A 25449-nucleotide genomic window follows, 5' to 3' on the forward strand; every position below is an offset into this window, starting at 1 on the left:
ACATACCCTCGCGAACCCGAACCCAGAACAAGTTCTCGCGATCCTTCAACACCACTCTCGACGCCATCAACAACACCTCACTCATACGGTGTTGCTACGACCCCTTGAAACCGCCCATGAGATTCGAGGCATTTGGGTTACGAATCATCACGACGCGGCTCACCCCGCGTTCCCGGCCCAGGGTGAGCATATGCCGGGTCGGGGCGGCGCCGATGCCGCGGCTGCGCGCCGTCGGCGCTACCGCGAGCAGCCGAGAATCGAGCGCAAGGACGTGCTGCATTCAACGGTAGCGACTGGAGCCCGTACACGCACCTCGCCGTGCGGCATGCTGGCACCTCGCTTCGTTCACGCGGCATTGCCGGGGCAGAGATTGAGCAAAAGTGAGCGGAGTGTCGTTCTGAATTGAGTCGTGTTCGTGCTTCGCTGTTGCAATGTCTCAGCACATCAAGCCATCGCCGGTCGTGAGTCGGAGAACTGCGATTGCAGGCACGATCGCGGCCATCGCTGCGTTCGCTTTTGTTGACCAACTGACGTCGTCGCCAGCACTTGCTAGCGACTGGGTCAATGGCCAAATGCCAGCCTCAGCGCTGACGACGGTTCCGGGAAGTTCCGGCACACAGCGGCTGGAACGCTCGACCGCTGCTGCCTGGCTAGCGATGGTGGAAGCGTGCCGACAAGCGACAGGAACGACCATGGTAGTCACGTCGCCCGATGGCGGATACCGTGACCTCGCTATGCAGCAGAACCTCATCGATAATCCCGAAGGAGACGTTGACATCGCCGGCATTGGTCGCTCTTCCCATGGATTCGGCACGGCGGTCGATATTTGGAACCGGCAGTACGGGTGGCTCACGACAAACGCCGTGAACTACGGATTTACCCAGAGCTGGGACAGCGAGCCATGGCACTGGCAGTTCAACGGCGCCGCTGGAAATGAAGCATCTGCGAAGAAAGAAGAGGAAATCATGGAAGTAGTGTTCGCCGCACCGAATGGATCTGTCATCCACATGGCACCCGGTGTCAGATCGACATTCAGTTCGCAGGGAGAGTACGAGACCTTCCGTGGCGAGATCAACTTTCTGCGGGAACGCGGCGGGACAAACATGATGCAGTTGCCAGCAATCGGCACCGTCGTTGGTGTTTCTTGGGACACGTACAAGCGACTGTGTAGGTACTTTGGCGTCGCTGAGTGAGTATCGCTAGCATCCAGGGTGCCAGGCGACACGGCAGGTCTGAGTGATCAGCTAGCGGCCTGGCTTACGCCCACACGAAACCGCGTGCGCGGAACGAAACCCCCGGGCCGGAAGCACCGGGGGTTTCGGTCGTTCCCGTCGCGCGCGAGACCTCTGACTATTAGCGCTTTGTGCCGGCCTTCTGCCATCGCTATCCAGGCGGGCATTCAAGACTTTCATGGTGGCAAGTAGCTAGATCTGGATGCTCATGCGCCAACCGTACTGTGACGGAGCCAGATGACGAGAGTCACGCTCTAGCGTTCCCGCCCTTCATATCTGGTGCGGTCATCGTTGGGGCGGTTGCGTTGGTCTTTAGGCTTGTCTCCGGCTTCGCGGGGCTTGACGTTTAGGCCGGCACGGCGCAGCTGCTCACGCTGCAGCTCGGCCTTGCGGGCGAACTGGGCGCGGAGGGCCTCAGTCGTCGTCTGCTGCGTCTTGGCCGGGCGTGTGCCTGTTGGTGCGCTGACGCTCTCACGGGCGCGCTGCGTGGCTATGGCGGCTGCTGCAGCGGCGCGCTGCCGGTCGTCTTCGGTGGCGGCGGGACGTGAGCTGAGAACCTGCGATTTGTGCATGGCCGTGACCCGTTCGGCCAGGTCGGCGCCCACGGGGCGCTGCCGGTAGTCCGCTGGTACTGCAGCGGTTTCCTGGGGGTCGATGCGGTACTGAGTGCGGAACACGTCAACATCCCGGACCATGGAAATGTGGGTTGGGTCGTGGGGGGTTTCGCGGTTCTTTCCGTCGCGTTGGGTATCGGCGGGGCGGTGTTCTATAGCCGGGTCCCGGGCCCCGCCTTCATTCCCTTCATTCCCGCCCTGGTTGTTGCCGGCGGCGTCATCGTCGGCGGGCTCGCGGATGCGCTGTCCCGCTTCTCCTCGTCGTTCCCTGTGAGCGAGTTAGGCGGGCTCGCCATGATCGTGGCCGTGGCCTTCGTGCTGTTTAACGCACGCAGCGGGCGGCGGTAGCGGCCTCCTCTACCAACAAAAAAGGGCCCCCGACACATCGTGTCGGGGGCCCTTTTTCCGTGGGCGCCGCTGGCGTCCTAACGCTCTCGGCCATCGTCGCGGGTACGGTGCCTGGTCCTTGCGCTTGTCGCCGACTTCGCGTGCCTTGACATTCAGACCGGCACGGCGCAGCTCTGTTTGATCCACACAACGGCCCTTTTCAGTTCTGCAACCGCAAACGCGGACACCTCTCCGAAACCAAAAACATCGGCCCGGTAGTTCCCCTTGCGATACCCCCTGCCGAGTGGAACCTACGCGGATAGCGGAGTATTCGACCGTTCGCTTGGTTGGGTGCCAATTTCGCTTGTACTACTCGGAGCTTGGGGGTGCAAGTCCACATATGTGACGACTGGACACCGATATCAACGTCGGAGTAGAAAGAACGGAACTCGGCGGCAGTTTCCAGCCGTCGTCTTATCGTGCATGCATGAGGCTTGCACGAGACTGTTGGGGGGAATACATGAGTAATACTACAAACAAGATCCGGGCATGGCAAGTAGCTCTAGGTTTTGCAGCGGCAGGGTCCCTAATACTCGCCGGGATCGCACCGGCCAGTGCGGTTGAGGATCCGACCGAGTCCACGGCGCAACTCATTGGCGCTGTTGCACCTGACCAGGGCGAGGTTCTGTTCGGTACCGACTCGTCGACAGCAATCGACGTCGAGAGCGGCCAAATTCGAGTCAGCGTTCCGACTGATCCTTCGCAACCCATCATCGTGAGTGCAACCGACGATGCTGCCAAAGGGCAATTCGCAATATCGCTTCCAACGGAAGTGAATGTTGGTGAGGCGACGGTTGCCACCGACGGCACCGTGGTCTACACGAATGCAACTGGTGGCGCCGACGCTGCCGTCCAGGTGCTCGACGGTGGTACCGCCCGGATTCAGACGATCACGAACGATACCTCCGGGCCTCACGAATTCACCTACAACTTTGCTGAGGGCTATACGCCTGTTGAGGCTGAGGATGGTTCCATTGCCGTCGTCGGTGACGGCGGCTTCTCTCTCTTCGAAGCAGCATGGGCGCGAGACGCTAATGGGGCTGACGTCGCCACTCGGTACGAGATCCGCGGCAACAGCCTCGTCCAGGTACTGGAGCCCACTGCTGATACGGCGTACCCGATTGTGGCCGATCCAGCGTGGAACTGGCACGCTGCCGCTTGGGGGGCGAAGTTCAACAAGGCAGAGACCAGGGACATTTCAAACGCTGCCGGTTCTGCCGCCGTATGTCTGATTATGGCCAAGGCTTCACCTGTATTTGCCGCCACGTGCGCTGGCGTGGCCACCTACTATATTGGCAGCGCGAGCCTCGCTAAGGGGCGGGGGATGTGCCTATTCGTCTCTGTCGTTCCGGCGCCGATCGCGATGTCATACAAAGACGGTGACTGCTACTAGGTTCACCAAAGAAGGCGACAAATACTAGGGTTGGGCGACATATGGATTACGTAATTGCATCACTCTTCGGGCTGAGTATCGGAACCCTATTTGCCTACTCGGCATATCCAGTCGTTCAACGTCTTCCACTGGCAGCAGTCATGGTGATCGTGCTGGTGGGTGCATGGGTGGTGATCTGGGGTCCGGTGGCTTCATCCTCGGGTCTCGGAATCATCATCGGCTTAACCTCAGTTATCGGTTTAGCTCTTGCTGGAGCGAATCGATGGGCTGCGCATCCGCTGTTGGCTAATTCGGGGTATTGGTCACGTGTTGTGTTGTGGATGACCCACTCCCGCACTCTCCGCTTGAAACTGCCCGAAGAGTAATCAAAACCATTTTGGCAGCGCATTATTGAAGGTCCCAAGCCGCTACTGCGGCTTGGGGCCTTCTCGTTGAAATCGGTTCATGTGTGGCTCTGCCCGGCATCAAAGCGATGCCCTGTCAGTACACTCAGCATGACGTATCTGTGCACTGGCTCGTCCCAAGGTGCCGATGAGACCTACATCTCGCGGCCGTCGTCGCGACTTCGGTCCTCGGGGCGGTTGCGTTCGTCCTTGCGCTTGTCGCCGGCTTCGCGGGGCTTGACGTTTAGGCCGGCACGGCGCAGCTGCTCACGCTGCAGCTCGGCCTTGCGGGCGAACTGGGCGCGGAGGGCCTCAGTCGTCGTCTGCTGCGTCTTGGCCGGGCGTGTGCCTGTTGGTGCGCTGACGCTCTCACGGGCGCGCTGCGTGGCTATGGCGGCTGCTGCAGCGGCGCGCTGCCGGTCGTCTTCGGTGGCGGCGGGACGTGAGCTGAGAACCTGCGATTTGTGCATGGCCGTGACCCGTTCGGCCAGGTCGGCGCCCACGGGGCGCTGCCGGTAGTCCGCTGGTACTGCAGCGGTTTCCTGGGGGTCGATGCGGTACTGGGTGCGGAACACGTCAACCTCGGCGGCAAGTTCCGTCCACTGCTGGCGGCGGTCGGTGTCGGCGGGCACCTCGCCCAGCTCGCTTGCCCAGACGGGCTGTTCGGCCGCGATTGACGCGCCGCGCTCCTCGAGGCGGGTGTGTAGGTAGTCGTAGCGTGCGGCCAGGTGTTCGCGCCACTCGGGGGCGGTGTGTTCGGAGTCGATCGAGCGTCGCGGTGCGATCCACGCCGGCACGGCAGGGGCGGCCTTTTCCTGGTCGGCCGGCACGGTGGCCAGGTGGCGGTCTGTGTTGTCGTTGATCCGGGAGGCCAGCACGGCGGCCTGGTCTTGGGCGTTGTTCATGTCGCGTTGCGTCCACGCCTGGCGGATGGTGTCGGCGGGTTCCATGCCGGCGGCTTCGGAGTGGCGTAGTGCGGCCTCGACCGCACCCCAGCTCTCGTGCTCGCGCAGCGTGGTCGCCAGGCCTTCACCGAGCCCTTGGTTGGCGATCTTCTCGAAGCGCCGCACGTCGGCGCGTTCGTGCACGTCGCCGTATTGGTCGATGAGGGTCACCAGGTCATCTACGCGGGCCTGTTCGGCGCGGATGGTTTCGGTGGCCGAGAGCATGCCGTCAGCGTTGCCGGCGATCTGGTCGAGTACGTCGCTGACCGGCTGGGCGTCGGCGGTCTCGACGTACAGGTGGTTTTCGTGCTTGCCGCGGGTCAGGCCGACGTAGGCGAGTTCCCGGCTGGTGCTGCTGTCGGCCAGGACGTGGGCGGTGTCGGCGGTCATGCCCTGGGCGCGGTGAATGGTGGACGCGTAGCCCAGTTCAACCGCTCCTGTCACATACGCCTTCGGCAGGGTGATCGTGCCCCCGGTGCCCTGGTTGCTGACGGTGAGCGTTCCGTCTGGGTGTGCTTTCTCCACAGTCCACAGGTCGCCGTTTTTGATGATGTCGCGGCCGCCGCTGACCTTCAGCTGGGAGTTGTTCACGCGCGTCACAACGGTGTCGCCCTCGTACGCGGCCAGGCCGTCGCGCAGCGGCGCTGACTGCTTGCCCTTGACGATTCCCTGACTCATGCGGAACGCCTGAGCGCGGGCGTTGAGCTCGGCCACGGTGCTGTTTTGCTGTGCGAGCATCACCGAGTGCAGGCCGGCTGTGGTGTCCGACTGCCAGGCCGAGAAAACGTCTCCCGTCATCCGGTCCACGCTACCGCCGGCTACGCGATCGTTCTTGACGTACCAAGCGAACGGGTCGCCCGTTGTCGCGGGGTCGCGCAGTAGCTTCGTGGCCTCGGCTTCGTCGTTGTTGGAGAACCGGTGTAGCTGGTCGAGTTTGACGGATCCAACTTCGTTTTCGAGCAGGCGCAGCGCACCGCCGGCCTCGACGGCAGAGAGCTGGCGGTCGTCTCCGATGAGGCGGACGTGTGCGCCGTGCAGCTCGGCAATGCGGGTGACCTTGGCCAGGTTGGTGGTGCCGGCCATGCCGGCCTCATCCACCACGATCACGTCACCCGGGTTCAGGTCCAAACCCTCAATACGTCCTTGATGCTTGAGTAGGTCCGGCAAGCTTCCTATCCCGAAGTTGAAGGAATGAATGGTCTTGGCGTTGATACCGATTGCGTCTTTCATCACCGCGGCCGCGGTGGCGGACGGGGCCAGGCCAATCATCTTCCCGCCCTGCGCTTCGACGGCCCGGGCCGCTACGCGTAGCGCCGTTGTCTTGCCAGTGCCTGCGGGGCCAGAGCCCACGACAAGGCGGGTGCTGCTGGTGGCGAATACCCGGGCAAGCTCGCGCTGGCCGGCGTCGAGGTGCTGGTCTTCCTTCGCGGCGACCTGATCGAATACGTCCCGGGTCACGGGTGAGGCGGTGCGGGTGCGCGCGGCGTCCAGCAGTGTGTCCTCAGCGGCCAGGATGCTCCGAGAGGTGAGGAGCTGGCGGCCCTTGTGTTCGTAGATGCTGGTGCCGTCGCGGCGCGTGAGGGGCTGGAATGCTCCGTGTGGTGCCGGCGGTGTGACGGTAATGGAATCGGTGTTGAGGGCGTGCTGGGTGATCTGCTCGACCGTGCCCTCAACGGTGTTGCCGGCGCTGCGTTGCGCCTGGATATAGCGGCGGGATTCGGCCTCGATCGTGTGCGGTCCCCACACTGCGTGATGCTCGGACACGGTCTCCACGACCTGGGCCGCGGCCTGCGCGAGGGTGATGCTTTGGGCCGGAGCTTTGGGGGTGCAGCCGTCACGTGCGTGCGCCTGGGCGGTGTCCAAAATTCCGCCCACGGCGCGGTCGCCAACCAGTGTTGCGGCCTGCGCGCGCCACAACGGGCGCAGTGCCGAGAGGGCGCGGGCGTGGAGCTTCTGCGGCCGGGTGTCGAGGGTCGCTTGCTGCGCCAGGGCAATGCGGGCTTTCGTGTCCGGTGACCGGCCGTGGGTGGTGCGGTAGTCGGATTCGAGTGTGACTATGGCCGCTTTGATCCCCGCCGACCTGGTCGAAAAACCGGCGGTGAGGCGTGCATCTATTCCGGCGATTTCGACCACAGGGCGCTTGCCCGGGGTGACCTCGCGTAGCTCGGTTGCCAGCTCTAGACGGTCGGTAACTCGGTCCATTACGCGTTGGTTGTAGAACTCGGATGCGGCCACCCCCTGGCGGTGCAGCAGCTTGGAATCGATGGTGCGCCACTTCCCATCTACGCCTTTGACCTTGTTCGCGACCACCAGGTGATCGTGGAGCTGCGGGTCACCGTTGCGGGAGTCGTAGTGGCGGAACCTGGTTGCAATCAGGCCGCCCTCAACGTCGATCTGTGCCACGCCGTTAGTGCCGGCGCGGGTGGCGATTGCCTCCCGTTCGAGGTAGCCGATGGTGTCGCAGATCGCGGCCTCATGCTCCTCCTCGATCGCCTTCCGTGTCTCGTTGTCACCCAAGCCCCAGAGCGTTGACACGCTCTTAGCGGGCGAGGACACCAGGTCGAATCCGGCAACGGCTTGCTGCGTCGGGCGGGTGGCCGCGGTGATGAATCGGCCCAACTCTTCCTTGTCCGCCGGCTGCCGGCCCTTGGCTGTGCGGAACGCCTGCGCGCCCTCGCGGACGCGGATAACGCGGCGTTCCTCGGCGTTAGGTTCGCGGTGGTTGATCCGGGTGAAGTCGGTGTAGCCGGTCTGGATCTGCTCGCGGAGGTCGGTGGTTCCCTGCTTGTATGAGTAGTAGCCGCGGCCCAACTTAGCCAGCTCAATCGCCTCATCAGCGGTCTTGCCCTGACCTTGGGCGGTAGCAATGATCTGTTCTGCATCCGGGTGCAGGCCCTCACCAAAGAGGGCTTTCATCTGCTCCTCGGTGACGGTGCCTGAGACGCCCAGAGCGGCCAGTCCTGAGCCGACCCAGACGCCGGGAGGGTTGCCCTCGGCGGTGTAGTAATCGCCCAGCTCCTGGCCGGCCTCGCGCTTCACATCACCGGTCGCGACCTCGTTGGTGTAGTACGCATACCCGTCTCCCGCGGAGAGGATATGCATGGTCATCATGGGGTCAGCCTACCTCGTTCATTACTAATGCCAGAGGTGTGACAGATTGATTGACGAAGAATGAGGATTGAGAGTGGCCAGGATCGCAAGATACTGCGTCTGTGCTTTGAGACCGCTGGGAGTGCACGTAGCCGACGAGGAACGAGGAAAGCGCAGTAAACGCGGTCGATAAGCGACAGGCGAGCCACTTTGCAAAACTGAACCACAACTACTGATCGGGACCACTCCTCCGCTGCGCCGCTTGTGCGCCCGCGGGGCGTGCCTGTGACGGTGCCACCTGCAGGCCGGGACCATTCCCCTATCGGACGTGCTGGCTTCCCAACGTGCTGCTTTCGCGCCCGCGGGGTGTGCCTGCATACTGGACACTGACCAACACAGGGGGATCACATGGCCGAAGTACGCAAGTCCGCAAAACTCACCGCCGCCCGTCAGCTCGCACGCGAGAAGTCTGCGCAGTTCCGGGAGCGCGAGGACAAGCTAGAGTCCCTAGCCGTGGATTACTTCACCTACGTTGACCAGGTCGAAGAAGTCAACGCGCTGGCAGAGAAAGAAATCGTGCGTGTCCGTGCGCAAGCCGAACGGAACACCGCCGACCGGCGCGCTAGCGCAGCGGCAACCATTGTCGAGATGCAGTCCGCCGGGGCTTCCCGCGTGGAGGTTGCCGGGCGTCTGGGGATCGCGGCGCGCGACATAAAGCGGGCAGCGCCGGTCTCTGCAGTTCCCGCGAAAGCCGGCACCGGGAATTCGGCTCCGGTCGAACATCGTATTGAGTAGGAAGGTGCGCCGGTCGGCCAGTAGGCGTTAGGTTCCGGGTTGGGTCTTTGGGTCGGTCTGGGTCTCGGTTAGAACAGGCGCGGGTGTGTTTCTTCTACCCCGGCGAGAGCGGCGCTCATCCGCTCGGGGTCCCAGCCGTGGGTGAGAATCACGTCTCGAAGATCGCGGGAGCGTTGCGTCCGTTCTTCTCGCGCAAGTCCATTGAATCGCCATGCTGACCACCGATTAGCGTGGCGGTTTTTTTGCGCCCGGTCGAGCATGTTCATTTTGTGGGTGCCCTCGGATAGGTGCGACTCTGCCGCGTCTATGACGGCGTGCACACAGATAGGCACGTCGCACGAGTGCAGCAGCAGAACCGACGACGGGAGCGCCGTTCCGGTCGCGAGCTGGTACGCGAACCGCTGCGGTCGCATGACCTTTTGGCCGTCGCCGGCCTTCGTCCAGAATCGGCCGTAACCGTCATCGGCAATAGCACCCGTCCATATCCAACAGTCATCGGCGGCGGGGCCTTTGACAACGTGAGACCAAAACCGTTCCGGCTCTGTGGCTTTCACTTCTTCCCTTCGCGCGCTGGCTTAGGTGGTGGGTGTGGTCACGGGCGCGAGCTGGTGAACTCTGCACGGTTTCATTGACTGTCTAACAGTCCCGGTGACACCGGGGCCACGGTGCCACGGTGCCACGGTGCCACCGGGAACCACTGACTCTTTACGCCAATCCCTGGGAGTGTTAGGCACCTTCTTAATGATCTGTCGGACAACTCCCGGCGACACCTTCCCCCGTGTGGTGGGATCGAGAGTCGCTCCGTGCCGTCCGCGCTGCGCCAGTGGATGTGACTCCCTGTCTGGCGAACGACCGTTCACCCTTCGTCACGCAAAAAGCATTCCACGTCCCGGTACTTCACTTCGTTGACCCTGATATAAGTACAGTCCCCCTAGATCAAATATATCTAGGGGGACTATGCGATTTCAGGGTGCTTTATTGATCCGTGCCGTGGCTGTCTCCTTCGTCGTCGGCGGCGGCGTGCGCGTCGATCCACGTTGCGGCGGCCGTGTCTGCTCCGACTGCGCGGAGCATCCCGGCCAGTGCGTCAACTTCGGTACAGCTCATCCGGGGCCCGACGTCGCCCGCGAAGTCCCCGGCCGCGAATACCTCTGTGAAGGTCGCGGCCGCGTCGGTGTCAATCGTGGTGGTGGTCATTTCTGGTGCTCCTGGTCTATCGGGTGGGCGCGGTGACGGTGCAGAGGTTGACGCGGCGGAGGATCGCTTGGGCGAGCTGGGTGGGGCTGTAGATGTAGTCATGGAAGTGCCCGGCGACGTAGAGGCTCTGGGGCAACGTCGCGCCGGTGATGGTGTCGCCGCCGGGGGTGAAGAGCACCAGGTCTTTTCGGTCGCTGTCGGTGCTGATGAGGTGCTGTGCGACGCGGTATCCGGCGGTGGTGTGGTCGCGGTGGGTGTTGATGCCGTCGCAGCTGTAGTGCACGACGCGGGGCATGTCGTCGCCGTCGAACGCGACGAGCGCTGACCCGTTGTCGTCGTAGCTGTCGGTCATGCTGTTGAAGCTGCGGCCCTTGTACTGGCGGGTGATCGCACGTACGTCGGAGTCGGTGGGGCCGTCGCTCCAGGAAACGCTCATCCAGGCTGACGCGGTGCCGGTGCTCATCCGGACGCTGAACTTCACGCCGGGAAATGCGTTCTTCAACGCGGTGCGAAGCAGCTTGGCGGTGTCCTTGGTGCTGATGTATTCGGTCATGGTCTGGTCTCCTTAGTTGCTGCGTGTGGCGTTGGTGATGGTGGTCTGGTTGGCCTGGATGGCTTCCCAGTGGGTGAGCTGGGCACGGAGGTCAGCGATCGCTGTGAGCTGGGCGGCGGTGCGCTGGGCGATCACGGCGGGGCTCTCGGGAACGTGGGGTGTGGCGAACCCTCCCCAGGTCAACATCCGTTCGCGGCTCCGGATCGAGCGGGTGAGGTGTCGGATTTTCCACTCAACGCCAACGGGATCCGCTGCGCTGTGGTGAGTCCTGATCTGTTCAAGCATTTTCTCTCCTCCAAATTTTTTTGCCTTTCGGCGAATTTCCGCCCTCATGGAGTGCTGCCGGGGTCAAGCCCCAAGGAGCGGTTGCAGGCCAAAGTTGTGGAGGAGCGCAGCGGAGGAGAAAGTTTTGCCGAAACTGCGACGACGGCTTGACGCCGACAGCACGGAGTGAACAATTCCCCAGACGAAAAGCAACAAAGTTCACGTGCGCCAGCCTGCACACCGGGGCACCAAGACCACCGCCTTTCCTCAGCTCGAGTGCGGGGTTCGGTGGGGTCGGCTATCGTGCCGACATGCCGCTGGACCCGTCGGGCGCTCCCCCAAATTGTGAGCGGCGCCTCACCCCGTTGCAGGTTGAGGGTCGCCGGCGAGCCCCTTCTGGCGTTGCCCCGTATGCGGCCTGGTCCGCCTTGTCTAGCCCAGGCTGGCTCACCTGCAGCCAGATACTGGAGGGGTGAACTGGGATCTGGAACACCGCCCGCGAGATTCGAACGAGTCAACGCCCGTCACCATCGAAGCACCGGACAGATGGACTGCCGTCGAGCAGCTGCGCGCCGCGATCCCCGCCGATCACGTGGTCATGTACGTGCGCGCAGCCGAATAACGCCAGACCACATACCTGCGCACTTCAGTAAATTCGGACGTATATTTAATATATTTATGGGTTCGGACACTAAGCACCCCGCCACCCCGCATGCTCAACAATCCGTGCGGGCTGACACCCTCGAGCAGGCGGAACCGCCCCATGGGGCCGCGTTCGTATCGCGCCCGATCAGCCTGATTCCCGCTGAGTTAGGTGGGCTACCGGCCACTTTGGCCAGCGAGCCAACCTCCGTACGCGCATGGGTGAGATATCCCGCGATAGCTAACCAGGTCAACGGCCTAGCACTTGTGTGGATCCCGCACGCGGTGTACGTCGAAGCCAATATTCACTAGACAGCGGGGGAGTGATGAGCCGAAGTGAATTCGAGGAGGCTCTGTCTCGTACCGTCGCGGGGGAGCTCCTCACTGTTACTGGATCTGCCCCCGTCGACGTCGCGCTCCGGGACGTGGCGAACTCCGTGCCCGGCTCGGATGCTCGCGTTGACGCGATCGAGGTCGCCCGACTCGTCTTCGCTCAGCTTGACCGGGCTGCCAACGACGGGGTCCCATGGAGCGGGCCGTTCTGCCCGTAATGCGGCACTGGGATGAATGTCCAGCTCATCACTACGGGCAAAGGGCTCAAGGGTTACCAACGCTGCCCTCAGTGTGACCTCGCCCTTCTAATGCCGGACCTGTTCGCGATGTAAACCCTCGGTGACGCGCCATCGCCGAGATGTCCCGGGGAGCGAGTCACCCCATTGTCCCGTTGACCGGTTGAATCCGCCGTTGGGCTTACGGGAATTGAGGCAAGTTCGTCGGTGGCTGGAGTGAGTTGCGCACTGAAGCGTGTTGCCGCACCCTTGCGCATGCGACTAAGCGGAAATGACAACCTCTTCGGCATCGGATTTGCTGAGACGACCCGATTTCGAATCGACATCCCAACCGTCGTCCAGAAGAGCCGATGTGACATCGCGCAGATCAAGCCGGTCTAGTTCCCATCCTTCGCGGATGCCAGCTCTTAGAAGCTCAAGGTACAGGTGACTCGGGGTTGCTGGGCTGGCTTCTGCCAGCTCTCTAATCCGGGTGGCAACCGTGTCTCGACCGACAGGCTTGAGATCGGTGGTCGAGGCGCCATTGGACGCGCGCATCGTGATGATTAGGTCCAGGGTGGCTACGTCCTCGAACCCTGAAGCGAGACCTTTGACTGAGCGTTGACCTTTGTTGAGGACGACGAGTTTTTCTGGCTCGATCATGAGGCCCGCGTTTGCGATCGATCTCTGGACCAGACTCCACATACTTCCCGAGGAATTCCCGAAGACCATGCTGATGTGGCCACCCGGCCTGACAACTCGGTTGCACTCTGCGAGAGCACCGGTTAGGAGCATTTCATATCGATCAGCGGTCCGCTTCCCGCCTTTAGTCCGATCGACTACGGCTTCCTGATCCACGTCAGTGAACCCCTCGAGCCATGCTTCCTGGAAGAGAGCCATATCAGCGTAGAAGAGGTTCGATCCGAATGGGGGATCTGTGAAAACATAGTCGGCACTGTTGTCAGCCAGGGAGAGTGTTTCTGCGCTGCCAACGTCATAGGTAACGTCGGGGGTCTCCAGCTCTGAGCTTGAAACGTGCTGACGTCGTTTCGCTCGAACATGCTCATCAGACTTGAGGACCGCCGCAATCTTTCGGGCAAACAGCTCATAGACGTTCCACTCGTAGAAGACCGGAGCAACGTAGTAATTCGCGTTCGCGGCGTTGAGCGGACGCTGCTTTGACCACTGGTAGCGCTTTGAAGCACGGGTGAGACATGCAGTGAAAGCGAAGAGTAGCTTGCCTCGTAGCTGGGCGTCGGGCACCAAACCGATGTGCCGCCGCAGAGTAGCGAGCACGGCCAGATTCCTGGGAGAGTAGAAGGAAGCAATCGTCGTCCTCCCACTTTTTCCCAGCGCTGACGCGCGGTACATCTGCCGGTCCGCAGTTATTTCTACGTGCGGGTAGGGGATAGCTCCTAGATCAATTTTGGTGGCTAGTCCAGACGGCTCCTGATCGAGCAGCGTTGCCGAGCACTTGGAGTTGATCGAGTCGAGAACCGGTTCTTCGCCCAAACGCGGATTCCGCGTGCTAACTGGGGCGTGGCAGTCTGGGCACACCATATCTGGCTTGCGCCAGTTCGCCGCTTCCATCGACCGGTAGTAGTTCACTGGCTTCTTGCATGCTGTGCATTCCACAATCGCGGACCAGACGGCTTTGGTGAGAGACGCATCCTGACCGCAGGCTGCACACTCGACCGAGTAGATATCTCCGAGATCCGCTTTCGAAGCTGCGATAACCTTCGCAGCCTGGTCAAGAAAATAGTCTTTGTCGACGAGATTGACGAAGTTTCGACCGATGTGTTGGCCGAGCACACTGATATCGGAAAGATGGGCCTTTCGGCCCAGCATCGCGGCGGCAACGCCGGTCATTCCAGAGCCTGCAAACGGATCGACAACAATACCGCCCGGGACGGAATAGGCCTCAATAAAGGGTCTAATCGCAGGCGTGGGGACCTTTGTCAGGTACGCGTGGGCCATGTAAGTGGGGTCGCTTCGACCAACAGAGAGTTCTTCAGTCACCTGGTCAATGTTACTCATAGTCTGTAGACCCATAGTCTGCTTTCCTCATAGTCTTCGAGCACAATGCCGGAACGAAACGACGAAGAGCTGCGTGCTCAACACCTGAGTTTCGGCCAACGAGTCCGAGAGATCCGCCAAGACCGCGGCCTCTCGCAAGAAGAATTAGCAGAGTTAGCGGGCATGCATCGGACCTACGTGTCCAGCCTAGAGCGCGGGCTGCGGAACGTTGGGCTAGATAATATTCTGGCCATCGCCGCCGCACTCGATGTTTCGCCGTCTGACCTGTTCCTGGGGGAGAACAAATGACTGGCAGCCTTATCGAGCCTCTGGAGCTTCCAGAACCAGTACTCGGCGGAGGTGTCTCGCTCGACGGTGCGCACTTGCCTGTCCTTCAGCCCTCAGGAGATATCAGTCTTCTGCTGGAACAGGGAGTCAAGCTTCAAGAAGCAGCAAGTCTCCGGAGCATTCACAACGTTTTTGACGATGGGGGCTACAAGGAGCTATTGATGCTCAGCCTGTTCAATCTTCGGAAGCTGGATCGCGGAGGCGATGACGCTGAAGACGGAGAAGGCCGTCGGTACGAGATGAAAACCGTCGCGCGAGTCAGCTCCTCAGGGAAGCGGAAAGAATCCTTGGGGATAACGACTGAGCACACCCTTACGTTGACTAATATCGCTCGATATCGGGCTACTTTCCTCTGGATTGTGGCGGTATTCAACCAGTCACGTCCGGAAGTCATCTATGAGATTCCTCCCGCAAAATTGGAGTACTACTTCAAGAAGTGGGAGGCCAAACTCGGTGAACAGGGTCAGGTTGATGGAGCTGCCCCCAACCACATGAATAACCCCAAGATCCCGCTCAAATTCGTGGCGGAACACGGTGTACAGGTCTGGCCGATCCCCGTACAGCCGACTGGCCGCACGCTGCGCTAGTGGGGCTTAAAGAAGACAGCAAGTTTGCCCGCTTTATCACTATGGGCGCGCTTGGCGCCGATCGCATCGCAACTGACCTGACAGGTCGCGGCCATCACATGGTGGAGCTCGAACGCTATGCCATGGCAAATAAGATCTGGACGACCAAGGTCAAACGATTGAGAATGGCGGATCTGCTGTGCACCCGTTGTGGCCGTCGGTTTGAAGCGAAAGCCAAGACCAACCTTGAAGTCAAACTCAGCCACAGCGCACAGCCAGGCCGCAACTGGGATGCAGGCATGAGACCCGGTGATGTGTTCGCTTTCCTCCGCGTGGTCACAGACGAGAACGGTGTCCCGTTGGTCATCGGAGACCCGCTGTATTTATCAACAGGGGATATGCGAAATGTAGAGCCAAAACAGGGTGCATTGAAAAGCGCAGCCGATGGCTCCGAGCGCGACATTTACTGGCCAATTACGCTTGCAAAACGTGACGGTCTCGTCACGAAAGTCAAAGACGGCAAGGTCGGAATCCGGGACATAGATGGTAAGACCAGCACGCTCGGCCGTCCTTCGAATGTGACTCTCGTTCAGGTGGATGATTTGGTGGTGGCAGGCACTCTGATCGGCTCTACTGTCGTTCCCGAACGTGGTTTGTCTTGCAAGGGCGACGTGTGGGACCTTTCGGGTGCGCTCCAAAGTGACGACGAGATTGAGGTTTTTGCCTCAGTCAAGGCTATTGGCCTCCTCTCCATGAAATCGCTCAGACTCGCAGTCCAAACCATTGCGAATGACGACTCTCGCGACATGCGCCTACGAATCGAGGCGTGGGGTGCGCTTGCACGACTAGGGGATGTTGATGCCGTCGCTATCTTGGCGAAACTCGATGACAGCCCAGGGGACGGCGCCATGCAAATGGAGCGCGTTCTAGTCCTGTCTGAACTCACTGGTTTGAATAGCGCAGCCGAATCTTTGTATTTGATTGCCTCAAACGCTGAACTGACGGAAGAAATCCGGGCGGCAGCAGTTTGGGGTCTTGGGATTGCCTGGCATGACCGTTTCAGTTTCGGATGGGAGCTCGCTTTCGATAGCAGTCAGAAGGTGCGAAGGCACGCGCAGGCGAGTCTCGGTGTGCCTTCACCGGTCGAAATCGAGGGCCTCATTCAAGAACTCAGCGTCCCTGAGCGGGCTCCACTGGCAGCCGCGCTGCTAGCCAAGTCCGAATCTGTCTTGGCATTACTTGAGGCCGCGGCCGGCTACGAGTCCCGAGAGTGGGCCATCCAAGGCCTTGGCCAGATCAGTCCAGAGATTATTGGAGGACAGGCTCGACAACTCCGCATTGAGGACCAGGCCGCGTTGGAGGCTCTCTGGCGCCGAAATATTCAGGACACACATAACGAGCCGAACAACCTGACGGAGCTGAGGTTTCTGGAAGGACAGTCAATCAGTGCCGTCACATCGATGCAGCATAAGGATCGGATCCGCCTCGAGTCGGCCGGATAGGCCCTTGAGCGCTCGCGTCAGCGGACGCGAGATTGGGTTGCCCTGGCCGCGAAGGAATCAATCAGTTGAGCTTGATTCCGTTAGCAAATGGGCCAGTGCGATACGGAAGTCAACTCCTGGCATAAGCCTGTGCGTTTCTCGTTGCCAACGAGAGGGATGTGCTGGCCGGCCTCCCACCATCCAGGTGCGGATTCCTCGAGTCAAGAGCTTCTCCTGAATCCAATCAGCTTGATCTTTGAAGTGCAATCGTGCTGAACCAGTCGGCGGTACAACGCCAAAGGCGAGCAGAGCGTCAGTGATTTCCGGCTGGTCGACGCAAGCTTCGAGGTAGCCGCGCGCCTTGATCCATCCATCTGCTGTGCTGCCTATGCGGGCAAGCTGAACCGTGTCCCTCACCGGGGTGGCGAACATATTCGCGACGGTATAGAAGTCGCACCCGAGAGTCTCGGTTGCGAGTTTCACTCGGGATATGGTCCGCAGTCCAGAAGTGAGGGGTGGGCTCTGCAGTATTGCCAGGAGTCCCCGTTTCGACTTCGGTGAATCTAGCTTCGGTGACCCCACAGACCCGACCCTAGCGTCAACGTGCCGAGGTCAGTTACTGCATGCATGTTTCATGACCACATCATTCAGAGCAGTGACCGCATGGCGCCGACTGAGGTCGAAAGCCTTCCCCTCGTAGGCGGGGGCTTTCCCTTCGGGACACGAAGCACCCCAACCGGCGGCTCCACTTTGCCGGATTGTTTCAATCCGGGCGCGTCTGTCCTCCGATGGTATGCCTAGGTGGAGTACACGCCAGCTTGACGTCAGATAGTGCGGTGAAACCCGTCCAGTTGGAATCGAAATTGCATTTATTGACACCACTCCTGTCTGGCTCTTAGAGTTCAACCTGACAGATTGTGTGGTGTGCAGATGGTAGGTCAGCGAATCGGCTATGTGCGCGTGAGTACCCTCGATCAGAGCACAGCCCGTCAGCTCGACGGCGTCGAGACCGACAAGATCTTCGAGGACAAGGTCTCAGGCAAAGACGCGAACCGGCCCGAGCTGGAACGGATGATCGATTTCGCCCGAGACGGTGACACTGTGCTCGTGCACTCGATGGACCGCCTGGCCCGCAACCTCGAGGACCTGCGCGCGATCGTGCGCCTTCTCACAGCGAAAAAGGTGCGCGTCGAGTTCGTCAAGGAGCAGCTCACCTTCACCGGCGACGACAACGCGATGGCAACGCTTCTGCTGAACGTGATGGGAGCGTTTGCGGAATTCGAGAGATCCCTCATCCGTGAACGTCAGCGCGAGGGCATTAGTCTGGCAAAGCAGCGCGGCGCGTACCGCGGCCGCGCGCCATCGTTGGACGCCAAGAGAGCTACCGAGCTGCGCGCGAAGGCCGCAGCCGGCGTTCCGAAAGCTGCCCTCGCTCGGCACTATGGCATCAGCCGAGAAACCGTCTATGCATACCTCCGCGTCGAGGTCTAAACCAGGTTGCGCAGGCGACCGTGAATAGCTGACCGCTCCTGGTCGCGTGCACCTTCCGCGGAAACACGCGGCGGGCCGTGCAGGCGACCTCGAGAAGCGACAAAATGGCGGCGATATGTGATCACTCTTTGGCGCAACCCTCGACGTGCCCACAAACGATCGTCTGCGAACGCACCCTGATTCACGACGAGTGCCTGCCCAGACGGTTGTGTAGGCCAGGCGCCAATTTTTTGCCAGGCGCGGCCGGCATGTTTGTTCCTCGGGCATTTATCCGGAGCCCGATCACGGCGCGCTCCACTCATCGAAGAGTGTCTCTAAGAACGCGGTAGCTTCACCGTCGTGTAGTGAGTGCGCGCCATCGTGGTTGCTCGGTAACGACGACGACGAGACAGAGCGCGGTGACGATGACAGCAATCCACCACGGCCAGAGCACCCATGACGCCCAACTTGCCGCGACCAGCTGAGCCACCAGTAGAAGGATGGTCACGATGCCAGGTGCCGCCACGGGTCCGCCGCCGCCGGGACGGTCGCCGGGCGTGCTGAACACGGCCGGAAGTCCGATGAGCAAGACCACGACACCGATCGCCAGCGGGATCGAGTGTGGCCACAATGCCCACGGGGTCGCGACCCATGCGACGAGCTCAGTCACAAAGCGGAGGCCGCCGCGGACCGGGTCATGACCGGGACTGCGCGGGTGCGAGTTCGGGGTGCGCGAGGACGCGCGTTCGAGGTCAGCCACGGGATGCACCCGTCACTGATCGGGCCGCGACCCGATCACCCTTTCCCGAATTCGAAGACTCGCCACCGGCACGCAGGCCTTGGTCGATGAACTGGATCATCCAGGCGAAGCTGTCGTCGACGTCGGTGCCTATCTGGAAGCCATCGGACATCTCCAGGGACGCGAAACCGTGCAGGCTGCTGCGGAGCATCCGCAGTGCGTGGGTCTCTTCCGCCAGATCGAGTTGGTAACCGCGTAGGACTGCCGAGAAGGAGTTGAGACTCCGACTCAGCGCCGCGTGCAGCGGATCGTCGGGGCCGCCGGGCCGGGCACCGAGAATCGCGGCATACCGACCGGGATGTCCCCCTACGAAGGACCGGAGGGCGTGGGCTGCGGCGGCAAGTGCGTCCCCGCCGGCTCGGCCTTGCGTGGCATCTCTTATGGCGTCGCCGAGCTCGGTGGTGGCAAGGATCGCGATGCGGTGGATGAGCGAGGACAGGCTGTCGACGTGTTTGTAGAGCGAGGGTGCTTTCACGCTGAGGCGTTCGGCGATGACGTTCATGCTCAGGTTTACCAAACCGGTCTCGTCGGCTAGGGCGGCGGCGGCCCGAGTCACGACATCAGCGTCAAGGCCCGCTCTAGGCATGGTGTGCCGGGGTGGTGGCCGGAAGCGTTCTGGCCAGGAAAGGAAGAAGAAGACCGAGAACTTTCTCGGGCGTCTCGGCGTGCAGGTAGTGCCCAGCGCCGTCGATGACGGCCAGCTCCCCGAGGCCGGCCGGGAGGTCTGCGATGATGCGTTCGCCTTCGGCCCGGGGGTCGGCCCAGTCCGGGTCAGCGCCGCCCTGAACGATGAGGACCGGGCAGCGCACGTTGCCCAGCTGGGCGCCGGCGTCAGCCGGGCTTGTCTTGGTCATGGCTTTGAGGACTCCCATACGGTCCCGGTTACTCAGCGTCGTCTCGATGCGGTCGCGTTCGGCACTCCAGTCCGCGGGCTTCGTAGGGATCGCGAGGTTCAGGTAGTTCATCCAACCCTTGAGACTGCCGCCCAGCATGACTTTCGCCAACTGGACCGTCCCGCGCCGGTGATTCGGGACACGCAGCAACCCGCCAAGATCAGCCGACTGCTTACGAGTGAAAGGCGCCAACTCGACGACACCCGCAACCAGATCGGGGGCCGTGGCAGCGGCGATAGTCGCCGCCCCACCGCTGATCGACTGGCCTACGATGACGGCGGGCCCCCCAAGATGACGCGCGAGGGCTACGAGGTCGCCCGCGATATCGGTGCGCTCGTACTGCGACCATCCGGCGCTCGACTCGCCGCAACCGCGAATATCCGCGTTAGCGACCCGGTAGCCGGCCGCCACAAGCGCGGGGACGATGAATCGGTATGAGTGTCGACTGTCACCCATGCCGTGGGCCAGCACGACAAGCGGGCCGTCACCCTGCAAGTCGTAGGCGATGGTCCCTTCATCGATGGTCAGTGTCTCCGTCATGATGCCCTCCAATTGGCTACGTGCGGTAGCTAAAAGCTAGCACTTATAGCTTACGCTGGCTACCCCTCATCGATCGAACGTCTGCGATCGTTGTTTCGAACTAGACATCGGTGGGCAGAGATGCTGGCTGGGCGCTCCGACGGACTCCTACCACCCCGTGGTCACCCGGCCCGCTCAGCGGCAGCCCCTTCATGCGAGCCGCTCAAGGCAATAACCGCCCGGGGCACCATGTGACTGCACTTGCTCGCGGACCTGTCTCGTAACGTGAGTGCCTCGCATCCCATGGGCGGCTTCAAGGGGTCGTAGCAACACCGTATGAGTGAGGTGTTGTTTGAGGTGCACTTCGCTTCTGCTCTGCCAGCCGGTTCCTAGTCGGAGCCTTGCCCCGTTTTCTGACGGGCGATGAGTTCCGGTATGTCGATTGCTCTCCCGACTCAAACAAGTTCAATCTCTGCCTCTGCCCGCTGAACAACCCGGTTCCCGGGCGTCTATTTGGAGCGATAATTCCGCATCCTACGGCCAAGCTCATGCCCTACATTGTGCGGGAAAGGGTCGCCGTGATCGGCCAGAACGACGTACACGCGTGCCGGCGCGACTCCCAGGGCAGTGAGTGTGTTGCTCTGTGAGGTCCTGAGCGTCCGTGGAGACTTGCGCATAGCCAATCAGTAATCCCGTCATGCCGGCAGTTTCACATAGGGCCCATTCACCGGGACCTATTTCGGACGGGTCTACCGGACGCTGTGAGGCCGCGTCATTCCGGGCGTGTTGGCGAGCTGGGGGAGTGGTCGGTAGGCGATCCCCCGGCTCATATTCCATAGGTTATGAGGCGCCCAGGTTATGAGATGCGGCGGACCGTAGGCGATGAATGGGCGAGCATCATTTGCCCTCGAGGGTGAACTCCACTTTCTGTATCTCATGGAGGCAAGAAAGTGGTGCTTTGGACACATCTGAGTCCGCCGCCTTCAGATCGACAGTAGAGCTCCAGAGTTCGCTGGCGGGAGCGAAGTAATACCCAAGCACGCCGGGGTCAACCGATACCTCATGTTTCTCCTGAGCGGGAGAGAGCTTCGGGCTGCGCCCGCGTAGCCGGCCTTTCTCTCGGGCCACCGCCATACCCTTGCGCCTTGCATAGGAGAGATACGATCAATTTCATGGGGACAACTGCTCGGACGTGTTTCGCTTTCGCACTTGTTTTGGTTCTCGGAGCAGGTGCCGCTGGATGTGCGGCCCAGAATCAGCCCAACATTGACACCCAGAGCGCGCTAGCGAGTTGTGACGAGATCATGCCGAAACAAGTTGTGGCGGATGTTATCGGGGCGGGTGGGCGCCTTGTGCAGCTAGAGGAAAACGAGCCCGACTCCGTCGACCCGCTCGTGGACAGGATGGTCACCGACGGCGTAGCGTGCGGTGGCAGTGTCAATGGTGCTGAATTTCTGGATGGCGCCGTGATGATTGGCCAACTTGCAACGAGCCAGAAGCAGTGGGACTCAATCCAGACTGAGTTTGCGACGGATGGGCATACAGCGAGCGATGATTTCGGAATCGCAGGCTGGGTGTATGTATCAAAGCCCAGCGACGACCCGTCGATGGGCAGTGGATTCGCCTGGCGCGACGGAGTGCTCTATTACTTGATGAACCCCATGATGCTTGCGTTCGTGCCGGCATTCGCCGCGGAATTCGCCGACGCGAGCAGCGGCCTCGATCAGTGAGACCGTCGTCCCCCGAATTGGGGCGCGACCATGTTCCATTGCAGGGCATTCTCGGCGCCCATACTTGAGCCATGAGACGCACTGTACTGCTGCCCGCGTTGGTCGTCCTTGCGTCCATGGCCCTCGCCGGATGCGCGTCCGGGACCCGCGCGGCGCAGCAGCCGGCAAGCGACGGGCCTTCCGCCACTGCCGCTCCCGAAGAGTCCGCGTCGGCACCATCAGTGGCACCGCGTGGCGCAGACACCGGCCTTGAGTCGATCGACGCGTACGCTCTGTGCAAAGCACAGACCCTGGCCATAATCGCCCCGGACGCGCTCTCCGGAATCTCGTGGGCACCGTTTGAAGACGCGACCTGGTTGCCGCGCGGAGACGGTGCGATCGGCATCTATATCGAGGCGACCGATGAGACCAGTGCCCAGGGCAGTGACGGACGAGATGTTGCCCTCACCTGCAAGGTCGGCGGCACCATGGGCGAGCCCGACTGGCTCGACTTCGGCGTGGGTACTAGAGAAGCAGACCGAGACACGATTCTGGATATCTTGGCGCGGACAGACCAGGCCTGAGCGCACCTGAGAGGTCGCAACTGTTAGTCATGAAACACCCTAGGAGCACCGTGGCCAACCTGATTGGCTACGCGCGCGTGCTCTCGCGCGCCGCGAGGGCCTGCTGGTGACGATACAAAGTGGCACGGCTCCACCCGACGAGCTTTGCCGCATCCTCGGCAGTGCGGCCCTTCGCTCGGGCTTCCGTGACGAGCTTGAGTTTGTCGGCTACGACCACGGGATCGGACAGGGGCCGGCCGAACCTGGTGCCGCCTTTCCGGGCGGCGGTGATCCCGGCGTTCACGCGTTCGGTGATCAGTTCGCGTTCGTATTCGGCCAACGTGGCGAGCATGTTCAGCATCAATCGGCCCGACGTCGTCGACGGGTCGATGCCATCCGAGATGCTCTGCACCTGTATGTCCCGCTCTCGAAGCAGCTTCACCGTGTTCAAAACATCGATGAGGGACCGCCCGAGTCGGTCGACCCGCCAGACGACGACCGTGTCACCAGGTTTGGCGTACTCGAGTAGCTTCTGCATCCCAGGGCGTGAGATCGCGGTTCGGCTGCCCGAGGTAACGTCGGCGAAAATGTCCCGCTCCTGCACACCCGATTTGACCAGGGCGTCGACTTGGAGCTTTGCGTCTTGGCTTCTGGTGCTGACGCGTGTGTACCCAAGATGTCTCATCGGCCCATTCTGGCTCAACAACTGCTAGAAACGGGCAAGCAAAGACACTTTGCGGTAAGACATCTTTCCACGACAGATCCTGCGGCGAAAATCCGCCATTCCTTCCCACGGCTCGGGAGAGGTTTCGCGTGCCTCGAAATGCTTTACTTTTCTGAGACTGCTCCTTGTACGCCGTGAACGTCGCATAACTAACAGTGAGTGCGGATATCCAACCAGGAGGTTATGCAACGAAGTTACGAGATTCATCGCGCCGCGAGATTCCGCGGTTCGTGCAGGGGTCTGTGAACGGGGCCGTGAGACGCCATATATCCGTAGGGTTTCGAGACTGTCGAGTAGGGAGCGCTTGTCGCGAAAAACACACCGGAGCGCGAATCTTGTCCGGGCGGAATAACCGGGACAGCAAGGTCGACAGGAGCGCTGGAATTCTCCGTTGTCGATTTGCGTACTCGGCTGCACATTTTTCACACTCGCCTGCACAGCTCATTCCCGCCGCCAAGGACCATGGCTCTGTGCCCATGAGGGTCCCCCTTCCGGACGCTCGGCTCCCAATCGAAGGAGGCCAGCGAGGTGGTCGGCTGAAAGGATCACGACCGACGCCGTTTCGTGAATCTCAGCTCTTACCCTGTGGCCATCGTGGGGGGTGATCCTCAGGCGAGCAGATTGACCTTCGACCCGAGCTGGCGAGACACGACGGAAGCGGCTATCTAAGTAGTGTTACTATCTAGCCATGACTGAGATCGACTGGCTCGCAGAGCTCACAAGGGCAGCCCTGCCACAGGCAGTCTTAGCGCTCCTCAGCGTCGAGCGGCGGCACGGATACGCCATGATCGAGAGTCTTCGAGATCATGGCTTTGATCGAATCAAGGGCGGCACGCTCTATCCGCTACTGCGGCGATTCGAGGAGCAAGGTCTCGTCGATCACGTGTGGGAGCACGACGCAGCTGGACCAGGACGGAAGGTCTTTGCCCTGACAGCACTCGGCGCTAAGGAATTCGATCGTTCAATCGCCACATGGAACCGCATGAACGACGCCCTCACTATTCTTCGAACGACACGACGGGATGCACGATGACGTATGAACACGACCTCGCCTTCAACCTGCGCATGCGCGGCACCCCGGAGTCGCAGATCGCTGAGGTGCTCGAAGAAGTTCGCGCGCATGCATCAACCACCGGCACCTCCGCAGAATCTGAGTTCGGGACGCCCGAGGAATACGCATCGAGTTTCCCTAAGGTGAAACGGCGAACACTCGGCAGTCGCGTGGTGATCGCCGCAGCCATCATCGCGCTTGCGTACATCGTTGCCATATTTGCCCTCAAGGCCCTGATCGACTTCAACATTGAAGTGATCACCGGACCGGTGCTGCTGTGGCCAGCCCTGGTGGTCCTGGCGCTCGGCGTTCTTGGTGGCTTCCTGATCGACTACTTCCGTCCAGCGCCTCGCTCCAACCGTGGTGAGTGACTCCACCGCACGATGCGCCACTCGTTCTGAAGGCATCCGCGCCGGGGCAACGCCCCCGAGGGGTTCCCCTTGCGGGGAACAGCACCACAGTGGGCGCTACGCACAAAATAGCGATCACAGAACGCCGCCACAGAGCGCTAAAAGTCACACGTGTTGCCGAACTGGGAGAGTGGCCGGTAGACGATCGGCTACCGGACACTAAGGCGGGCGAGTTGCGCAGTCTCGCTAAATGCGGACTGAAGGGATCGGATGTTCTCTCCGAGAACACCCGAGGCAAGTAGTCCAGAACCGAGCGGGCCGGACGAATCCTCCCCGAGGAGTGGCAATTGTTGGAGAGCGTTTTTCACGGTCTGATTCATGTTTTCCACCTGCCACGCAATCTCAGCTGCACCTCCGCCGTCGGGGGCTGCCAACTGGGCCGCTTTGGCGGCGTAGGCGGCAGCGCCGAGGGCGTGCGCCCCCATGTGCGCGACACCGGACGCTTGGCCGGCCGCCCAGGCCGCCGCTTTGCCGGCGGGGGAAGTGGCAGCCTGGGCGGCACGGCCCGCGGCGAAGCGGCGACGAATCTCGCCCGCCGTGTCCAGCTCTCCGCGGGCGAAAGCTCGGGCGCGGGTAATTCCATCCCTTGCTCGATCGTCATCTGGCGCTTCTTGCTCGAACAGGGGCAGAACGCGCTCAGCGCAATCCGCGGCCCATGCGGCGACGACTCGGCGGTCGTTCTCGCTCAATGATTGTGGGGAAAGCATGCTTTCACCTTTACACATGGTCTCAGAATCGGATCGGCGAATTCAAACGGTGGAAGCAACAGGGACTATTTCCTTCCTCGAGACTAGCTCGCTGAGCAGGTCGGCTGGGGTGCTTCGTTTGAGGGTTTTGCGTGGCCGCTCGTTGAGTTCA

At 61.4% G+C, this 25449-nt stretch carries 29 protein-coding genes and 1 pseudogene; 15 read left to right on the forward strand and 15 right to left on the reverse strand.

The window, feature by feature from the left end; translation table 11 throughout:
• Positions 1 to 94: 94 nt before the first annotated feature.
• Positions 95 to 280, reverse strand: coding sequence for a GNAT family protein (locus E3O65_RS14345; protein WP_134364414.1), 186 nt, complete (start codon positions 278 to 280; stop codon positions 95 to 97).
• Between the two features lie 151 nt (positions 281 to 431).
• Here E3O65_RS14345 and E3O65_RS14350 point away from each other — a divergent pair, with 151 nt between their 5' ends.
• On the forward strand, positions 432 to 1193 hold the full coding sequence (locus tag E3O65_RS14350) for a M15 family metallopeptidase (protein WP_134364415.1): 762 nt from the start codon (positions 432 to 434) through the stop codon (positions 1191 to 1193).
• A gap of 293 nt (positions 1194 to 1486) precedes the next feature.
• On the opposite strand, the gene E3O65_RS14355 is transcribed toward E3O65_RS14350, so the two are convergent.
• On the reverse strand, positions 1487 to 1909 hold the full coding sequence (locus tag E3O65_RS14355) for a hypothetical protein (protein ID WP_134364416.1): 423 nt from the start codon (positions 1907 to 1909) through the stop codon (positions 1487 to 1489).
• A gap of 36 nt (positions 1910 to 1945) precedes the next feature.
• Here E3O65_RS14355 and E3O65_RS14360 point away from each other — a divergent pair, with 36 nt between their 5' ends.
• The 3 genes from E3O65_RS14360 (at position 1946) to E3O65_RS14370 (ending at position 3991) form a co-directional block, all read left to right on the forward strand.
• Positions 1946 to 2194 carry a hypothetical protein gene (locus tag E3O65_RS14360; RefSeq protein WP_134364417.1) on the forward strand — a complete coding sequence of 83 codons (249 nt, stop codon included), beginning with the start codon at positions 1946 to 1948 and terminating at the stop codon, positions 2192 to 2194.
• Between the two features lie 499 nt (positions 2195 to 2693).
• A complete protein-coding gene (locus tag E3O65_RS14365) occupies positions 2694 to 3626 on the forward strand; it encodes a hypothetical protein (RefSeq protein ID WP_134364418.1) in 933 nt (310 codons plus the stop codon).
• Positions 3627 to 3667: 41 nt separating this feature from the next.
• On the forward strand, positions 3668 to 3991 hold the full coding sequence (locus tag E3O65_RS14370) for a hypothetical protein (RefSeq protein ID WP_134364419.1): 324 nt from the start codon (positions 3668 to 3670) through the stop codon (positions 3989 to 3991).
• A gap of 173 nt (positions 3992 to 4164) precedes the next feature.
• On the opposite strand, the gene mobF is transcribed toward E3O65_RS14370, so the two are convergent.
• Complete coding sequence (gene mobF / locus E3O65_RS14375; protein WP_134364420.1) at positions 4165 to 8064, reverse strand: MobF family relaxase; 3900 nt, start codon at positions 8062 to 8064, stop codon at positions 4165 to 4167.
• A 387-nt stretch (positions 8065 to 8451) separates the two neighbouring features.
• On the opposite strand from mobF, the gene E3O65_RS14380 reads away from it, so the two are divergent.
• Positions 8452 to 8838 (forward strand): hypothetical protein, encoded by a 387-nt coding sequence (locus E3O65_RS14380; protein WP_134364421.1) that lies wholly within the window; start codon positions 8452 to 8454, stop codon positions 8836 to 8838.
• A gap of 68 nt (positions 8839 to 8906) precedes the next feature.
• Here E3O65_RS14380 and E3O65_RS14385 read toward each other — a convergent pair whose 3' ends face one another.
• From E3O65_RS14385 to E3O65_RS14400, 5 genes and pseudogenes are all read right to left on the reverse strand, one after another.
• Entirely contained in the window at positions 8907 to 9392 is a 486-nt protein-coding gene (locus E3O65_RS14385; protein ID WP_134364422.1) for a hypothetical protein, read from the reverse strand.
• Positions 9393 to 9463: 71 nt separating this feature from the next.
• Positions 9464 to 9679, reverse strand: a pseudogene (locus E3O65_RS17635) (type II toxin-antitoxin system HicA family toxin); the annotation flags it as partial.
• 134 nt (positions 9680 to 9813) lie between these two features.
• Positions 9814 to 10035 (reverse strand): hypothetical protein, encoded by a 222-nt coding sequence (locus E3O65_RS14390; RefSeq protein ID WP_134364423.1) that lies wholly within the window; start codon positions 10033 to 10035, stop codon positions 9814 to 9816.
• Positions 10036 to 10051: 16 nt separating this feature from the next.
• The gene (locus E3O65_RS14395) at positions 10052 to 10588 is read right to left on the reverse strand and encodes an LPD29 domain-containing protein (protein ID WP_134364424.1); all 537 of its coding nucleotides are present in this window, start codon (positions 10586 to 10588) and stop codon (positions 10052 to 10054) included.
• Between the two features lie 12 nt (positions 10589 to 10600).
• Positions 10601 to 10873 (reverse strand): hypothetical protein, encoded by a 273-nt coding sequence (locus tag E3O65_RS14400; protein ID WP_134364425.1) that lies wholly within the window; start codon positions 10871 to 10873, stop codon positions 10601 to 10603.
• A 451-nt stretch (positions 10874 to 11324) separates the two neighbouring features.
• Here E3O65_RS14400 and E3O65_RS14405 point away from each other — a divergent pair, with 451 nt between their 5' ends.
• Together E3O65_RS14405 and E3O65_RS14410 are read left to right on the forward strand one after the other, a co-directional pair.
• Positions 11325 to 11474: a hypothetical protein gene (locus E3O65_RS14405; RefSeq protein ID WP_241985764.1), complete on the forward strand. Its 150-nt coding sequence runs from the start codon at positions 11325 to 11327 to the stop codon at positions 11472 to 11474.
• 346 nt (positions 11475 to 11820) lie between these two features.
• Positions 11821 to 12045 carry a hypothetical protein gene (locus E3O65_RS14410; RefSeq protein WP_134364427.1) on the forward strand — a complete coding sequence of 75 codons (225 nt, stop codon included), beginning with the start codon at positions 11821 to 11823 and terminating at the stop codon, positions 12043 to 12045.
• 279 nt (positions 12046 to 12324) lie between these two features.
• Here the strand turns inward: E3O65_RS14410 and E3O65_RS14415 are convergent, their stop codons facing one another.
• A complete protein-coding gene (locus E3O65_RS14415) occupies positions 12325 to 14061 on the reverse strand; it encodes a DNA methyltransferase (protein ID WP_241985763.1) in 1737 nt (578 codons plus the stop codon).
• A 63-nt stretch (positions 14062 to 14124) separates the two neighbouring features.
• On the opposite strand from E3O65_RS14415, the gene E3O65_RS14420 reads away from it, so the two are divergent.
• Genes E3O65_RS14420 through E3O65_RS14430 form a run of 3 tightly spaced genes read left to right on the forward strand, consistent with a single transcriptional unit; the run spans position 14125 to position 16474 of the window.
• Entirely contained in the window at positions 14125 to 14367 is a 243-nt protein-coding gene (locus tag E3O65_RS14420; protein ID WP_134364429.1) for a helix-turn-helix domain-containing protein, read from the forward strand.
• Positions 14364 to 14993 carry a PDDEXK family nuclease gene (locus tag E3O65_RS14425; RefSeq protein ID WP_134364430.1) on the forward strand — a complete coding sequence of 210 codons (630 nt, stop codon included), beginning with the start codon at positions 14364 to 14366 and terminating at the stop codon, positions 14991 to 14993. The genes E3O65_RS14420 and E3O65_RS14425 overlap by 4 nt, the downstream gene beginning before the upstream one ends.
• Positions 14993 to 16474: a HEAT repeat domain-containing protein gene (locus E3O65_RS14430; RefSeq protein ID WP_134364431.1), complete on the forward strand. Its 1482-nt coding sequence runs from the start codon at positions 14993 to 14995 to the stop codon at positions 16472 to 16474. The genes E3O65_RS14425 and E3O65_RS14430 overlap by 1 nt, the downstream gene beginning before the upstream one ends.
• A 57-nt stretch (positions 16475 to 16531) precedes the next feature.
• On the opposite strand, the gene E3O65_RS14435 is transcribed toward E3O65_RS14430, so the two are convergent.
• The gene (locus tag E3O65_RS14435) at positions 16532 to 16936 is read right to left on the reverse strand and encodes a hypothetical protein (RefSeq protein ID WP_134364432.1); all 405 of its coding nucleotides are present in this window, start codon (positions 16934 to 16936) and stop codon (positions 16532 to 16534) included.
• 447 nt (positions 16937 to 17383) lie between these two features.
• Between E3O65_RS14435 and E3O65_RS14440 the strand changes: the two genes are divergently transcribed.
• Complete coding sequence (locus E3O65_RS14440; protein ID WP_134364433.1) at positions 17384 to 17944, forward strand: recombinase family protein; 561 nt, start codon at positions 17384 to 17386, stop codon at positions 17942 to 17944.
• Between the two features lie 331 nt (positions 17945 to 18275).
• Here the strand turns inward: E3O65_RS14440 and E3O65_RS14445 are convergent, their stop codons facing one another.
• The 3 genes from E3O65_RS14445 to E3O65_RS14455 are packed head-to-tail and all read right to left on the reverse strand — an operon-like array spanning position 18276 to position 20155.
• Positions 18276 to 18683 carry a hypothetical protein gene (locus E3O65_RS14445; RefSeq protein WP_134364434.1) on the reverse strand — a complete coding sequence of 136 codons (408 nt, stop codon included), beginning with the start codon at positions 18681 to 18683 and terminating at the stop codon, positions 18276 to 18278.
• The gene (locus tag E3O65_RS14450; protein WP_338419194.1) at positions 18676 to 19278 is read right to left on the reverse strand and encodes a TetR/AcrR family transcriptional regulator; all 603 of its coding nucleotides are present in this window, start codon (positions 19276 to 19278) and stop codon (positions 18676 to 18678) included. Before E3O65_RS14450 ends, E3O65_RS14445 begins: the two co-directional genes overlap by 8 nt.
• 22 nt (positions 19279 to 19300) lie before the next feature.
• The gene (locus E3O65_RS14455; protein WP_134364436.1) at positions 19301 to 20155 is read right to left on the reverse strand and encodes an alpha/beta fold hydrolase; all 855 of its coding nucleotides are present in this window, start codon (positions 20153 to 20155) and stop codon (positions 19301 to 19303) included.
• A 1283-nt stretch (positions 20156 to 21438) separates the two neighbouring features.
• Here E3O65_RS14455 and E3O65_RS14470 point away from each other — a divergent pair.
• Both E3O65_RS14470 and E3O65_RS14475 read left to right on the forward strand, forming a co-directional pair.
• A complete protein-coding gene (locus E3O65_RS14470; RefSeq protein ID WP_134364437.1) occupies positions 21439 to 21864 on the forward strand; it encodes a hypothetical protein in 426 nt (141 codons plus the stop codon).
• 71 nt (positions 21865 to 21935) lie between these two features.
• Positions 21936 to 22427 (forward strand): hypothetical protein, encoded by a 492-nt coding sequence (locus tag E3O65_RS14475; protein WP_134364438.1) that lies wholly within the window; start codon positions 21936 to 21938, stop codon positions 22425 to 22427.
• Between the two features lie 67 nt (positions 22428 to 22494).
• On the opposite strand, the gene E3O65_RS14480 is transcribed toward E3O65_RS14475, so the two are convergent.
• Positions 22495 to 23091 (reverse strand): recombinase family protein, encoded by a 597-nt coding sequence (locus tag E3O65_RS14480; protein WP_134364439.1) that lies wholly within the window; start codon positions 23089 to 23091, stop codon positions 22495 to 22497.
• A gap of 727 nt (positions 23092 to 23818) precedes the next feature.
• Between E3O65_RS14480 and E3O65_RS14485 the strand changes: the two genes are divergently transcribed.
• Positions 23819 to 24163 carry a PadR family transcriptional regulator gene (locus tag E3O65_RS14485; RefSeq protein ID WP_134364440.1) on the forward strand — a complete coding sequence of 115 codons (345 nt, stop codon included), beginning with the start codon at positions 23819 to 23821 and terminating at the stop codon, positions 24161 to 24163.
• A complete protein-coding gene (locus tag E3O65_RS14490) occupies positions 24103 to 24552 on the forward strand; it encodes a DUF1129 domain-containing protein (protein ID WP_134364441.1) in 450 nt (149 codons plus the stop codon). The genes E3O65_RS14485 and E3O65_RS14490 overlap by 61 nt, the downstream gene beginning before the upstream one ends.
• 188 nt (positions 24553 to 24740) lie before the next feature.
• Here the strand turns inward: E3O65_RS14490 and E3O65_RS17285 are convergent, their stop codons facing one another.
• Positions 24741 to 25316, reverse strand: coding sequence for a putative immunity protein (locus E3O65_RS17285; protein ID WP_338419195.1), 576 nt, complete (start codon positions 25314 to 25316; stop codon positions 24741 to 24743).
• Positions 25317 to 25449: the final 133 nt, after the last annotated feature.

It is taken from the genome of Cryobacterium breve (assembly GCF_004402375.1).
GTDB lineage: Bacteria > Actinomycetota > Actinomycetes > Actinomycetales > Microbacteriaceae > Cryobacterium > Cryobacterium breve.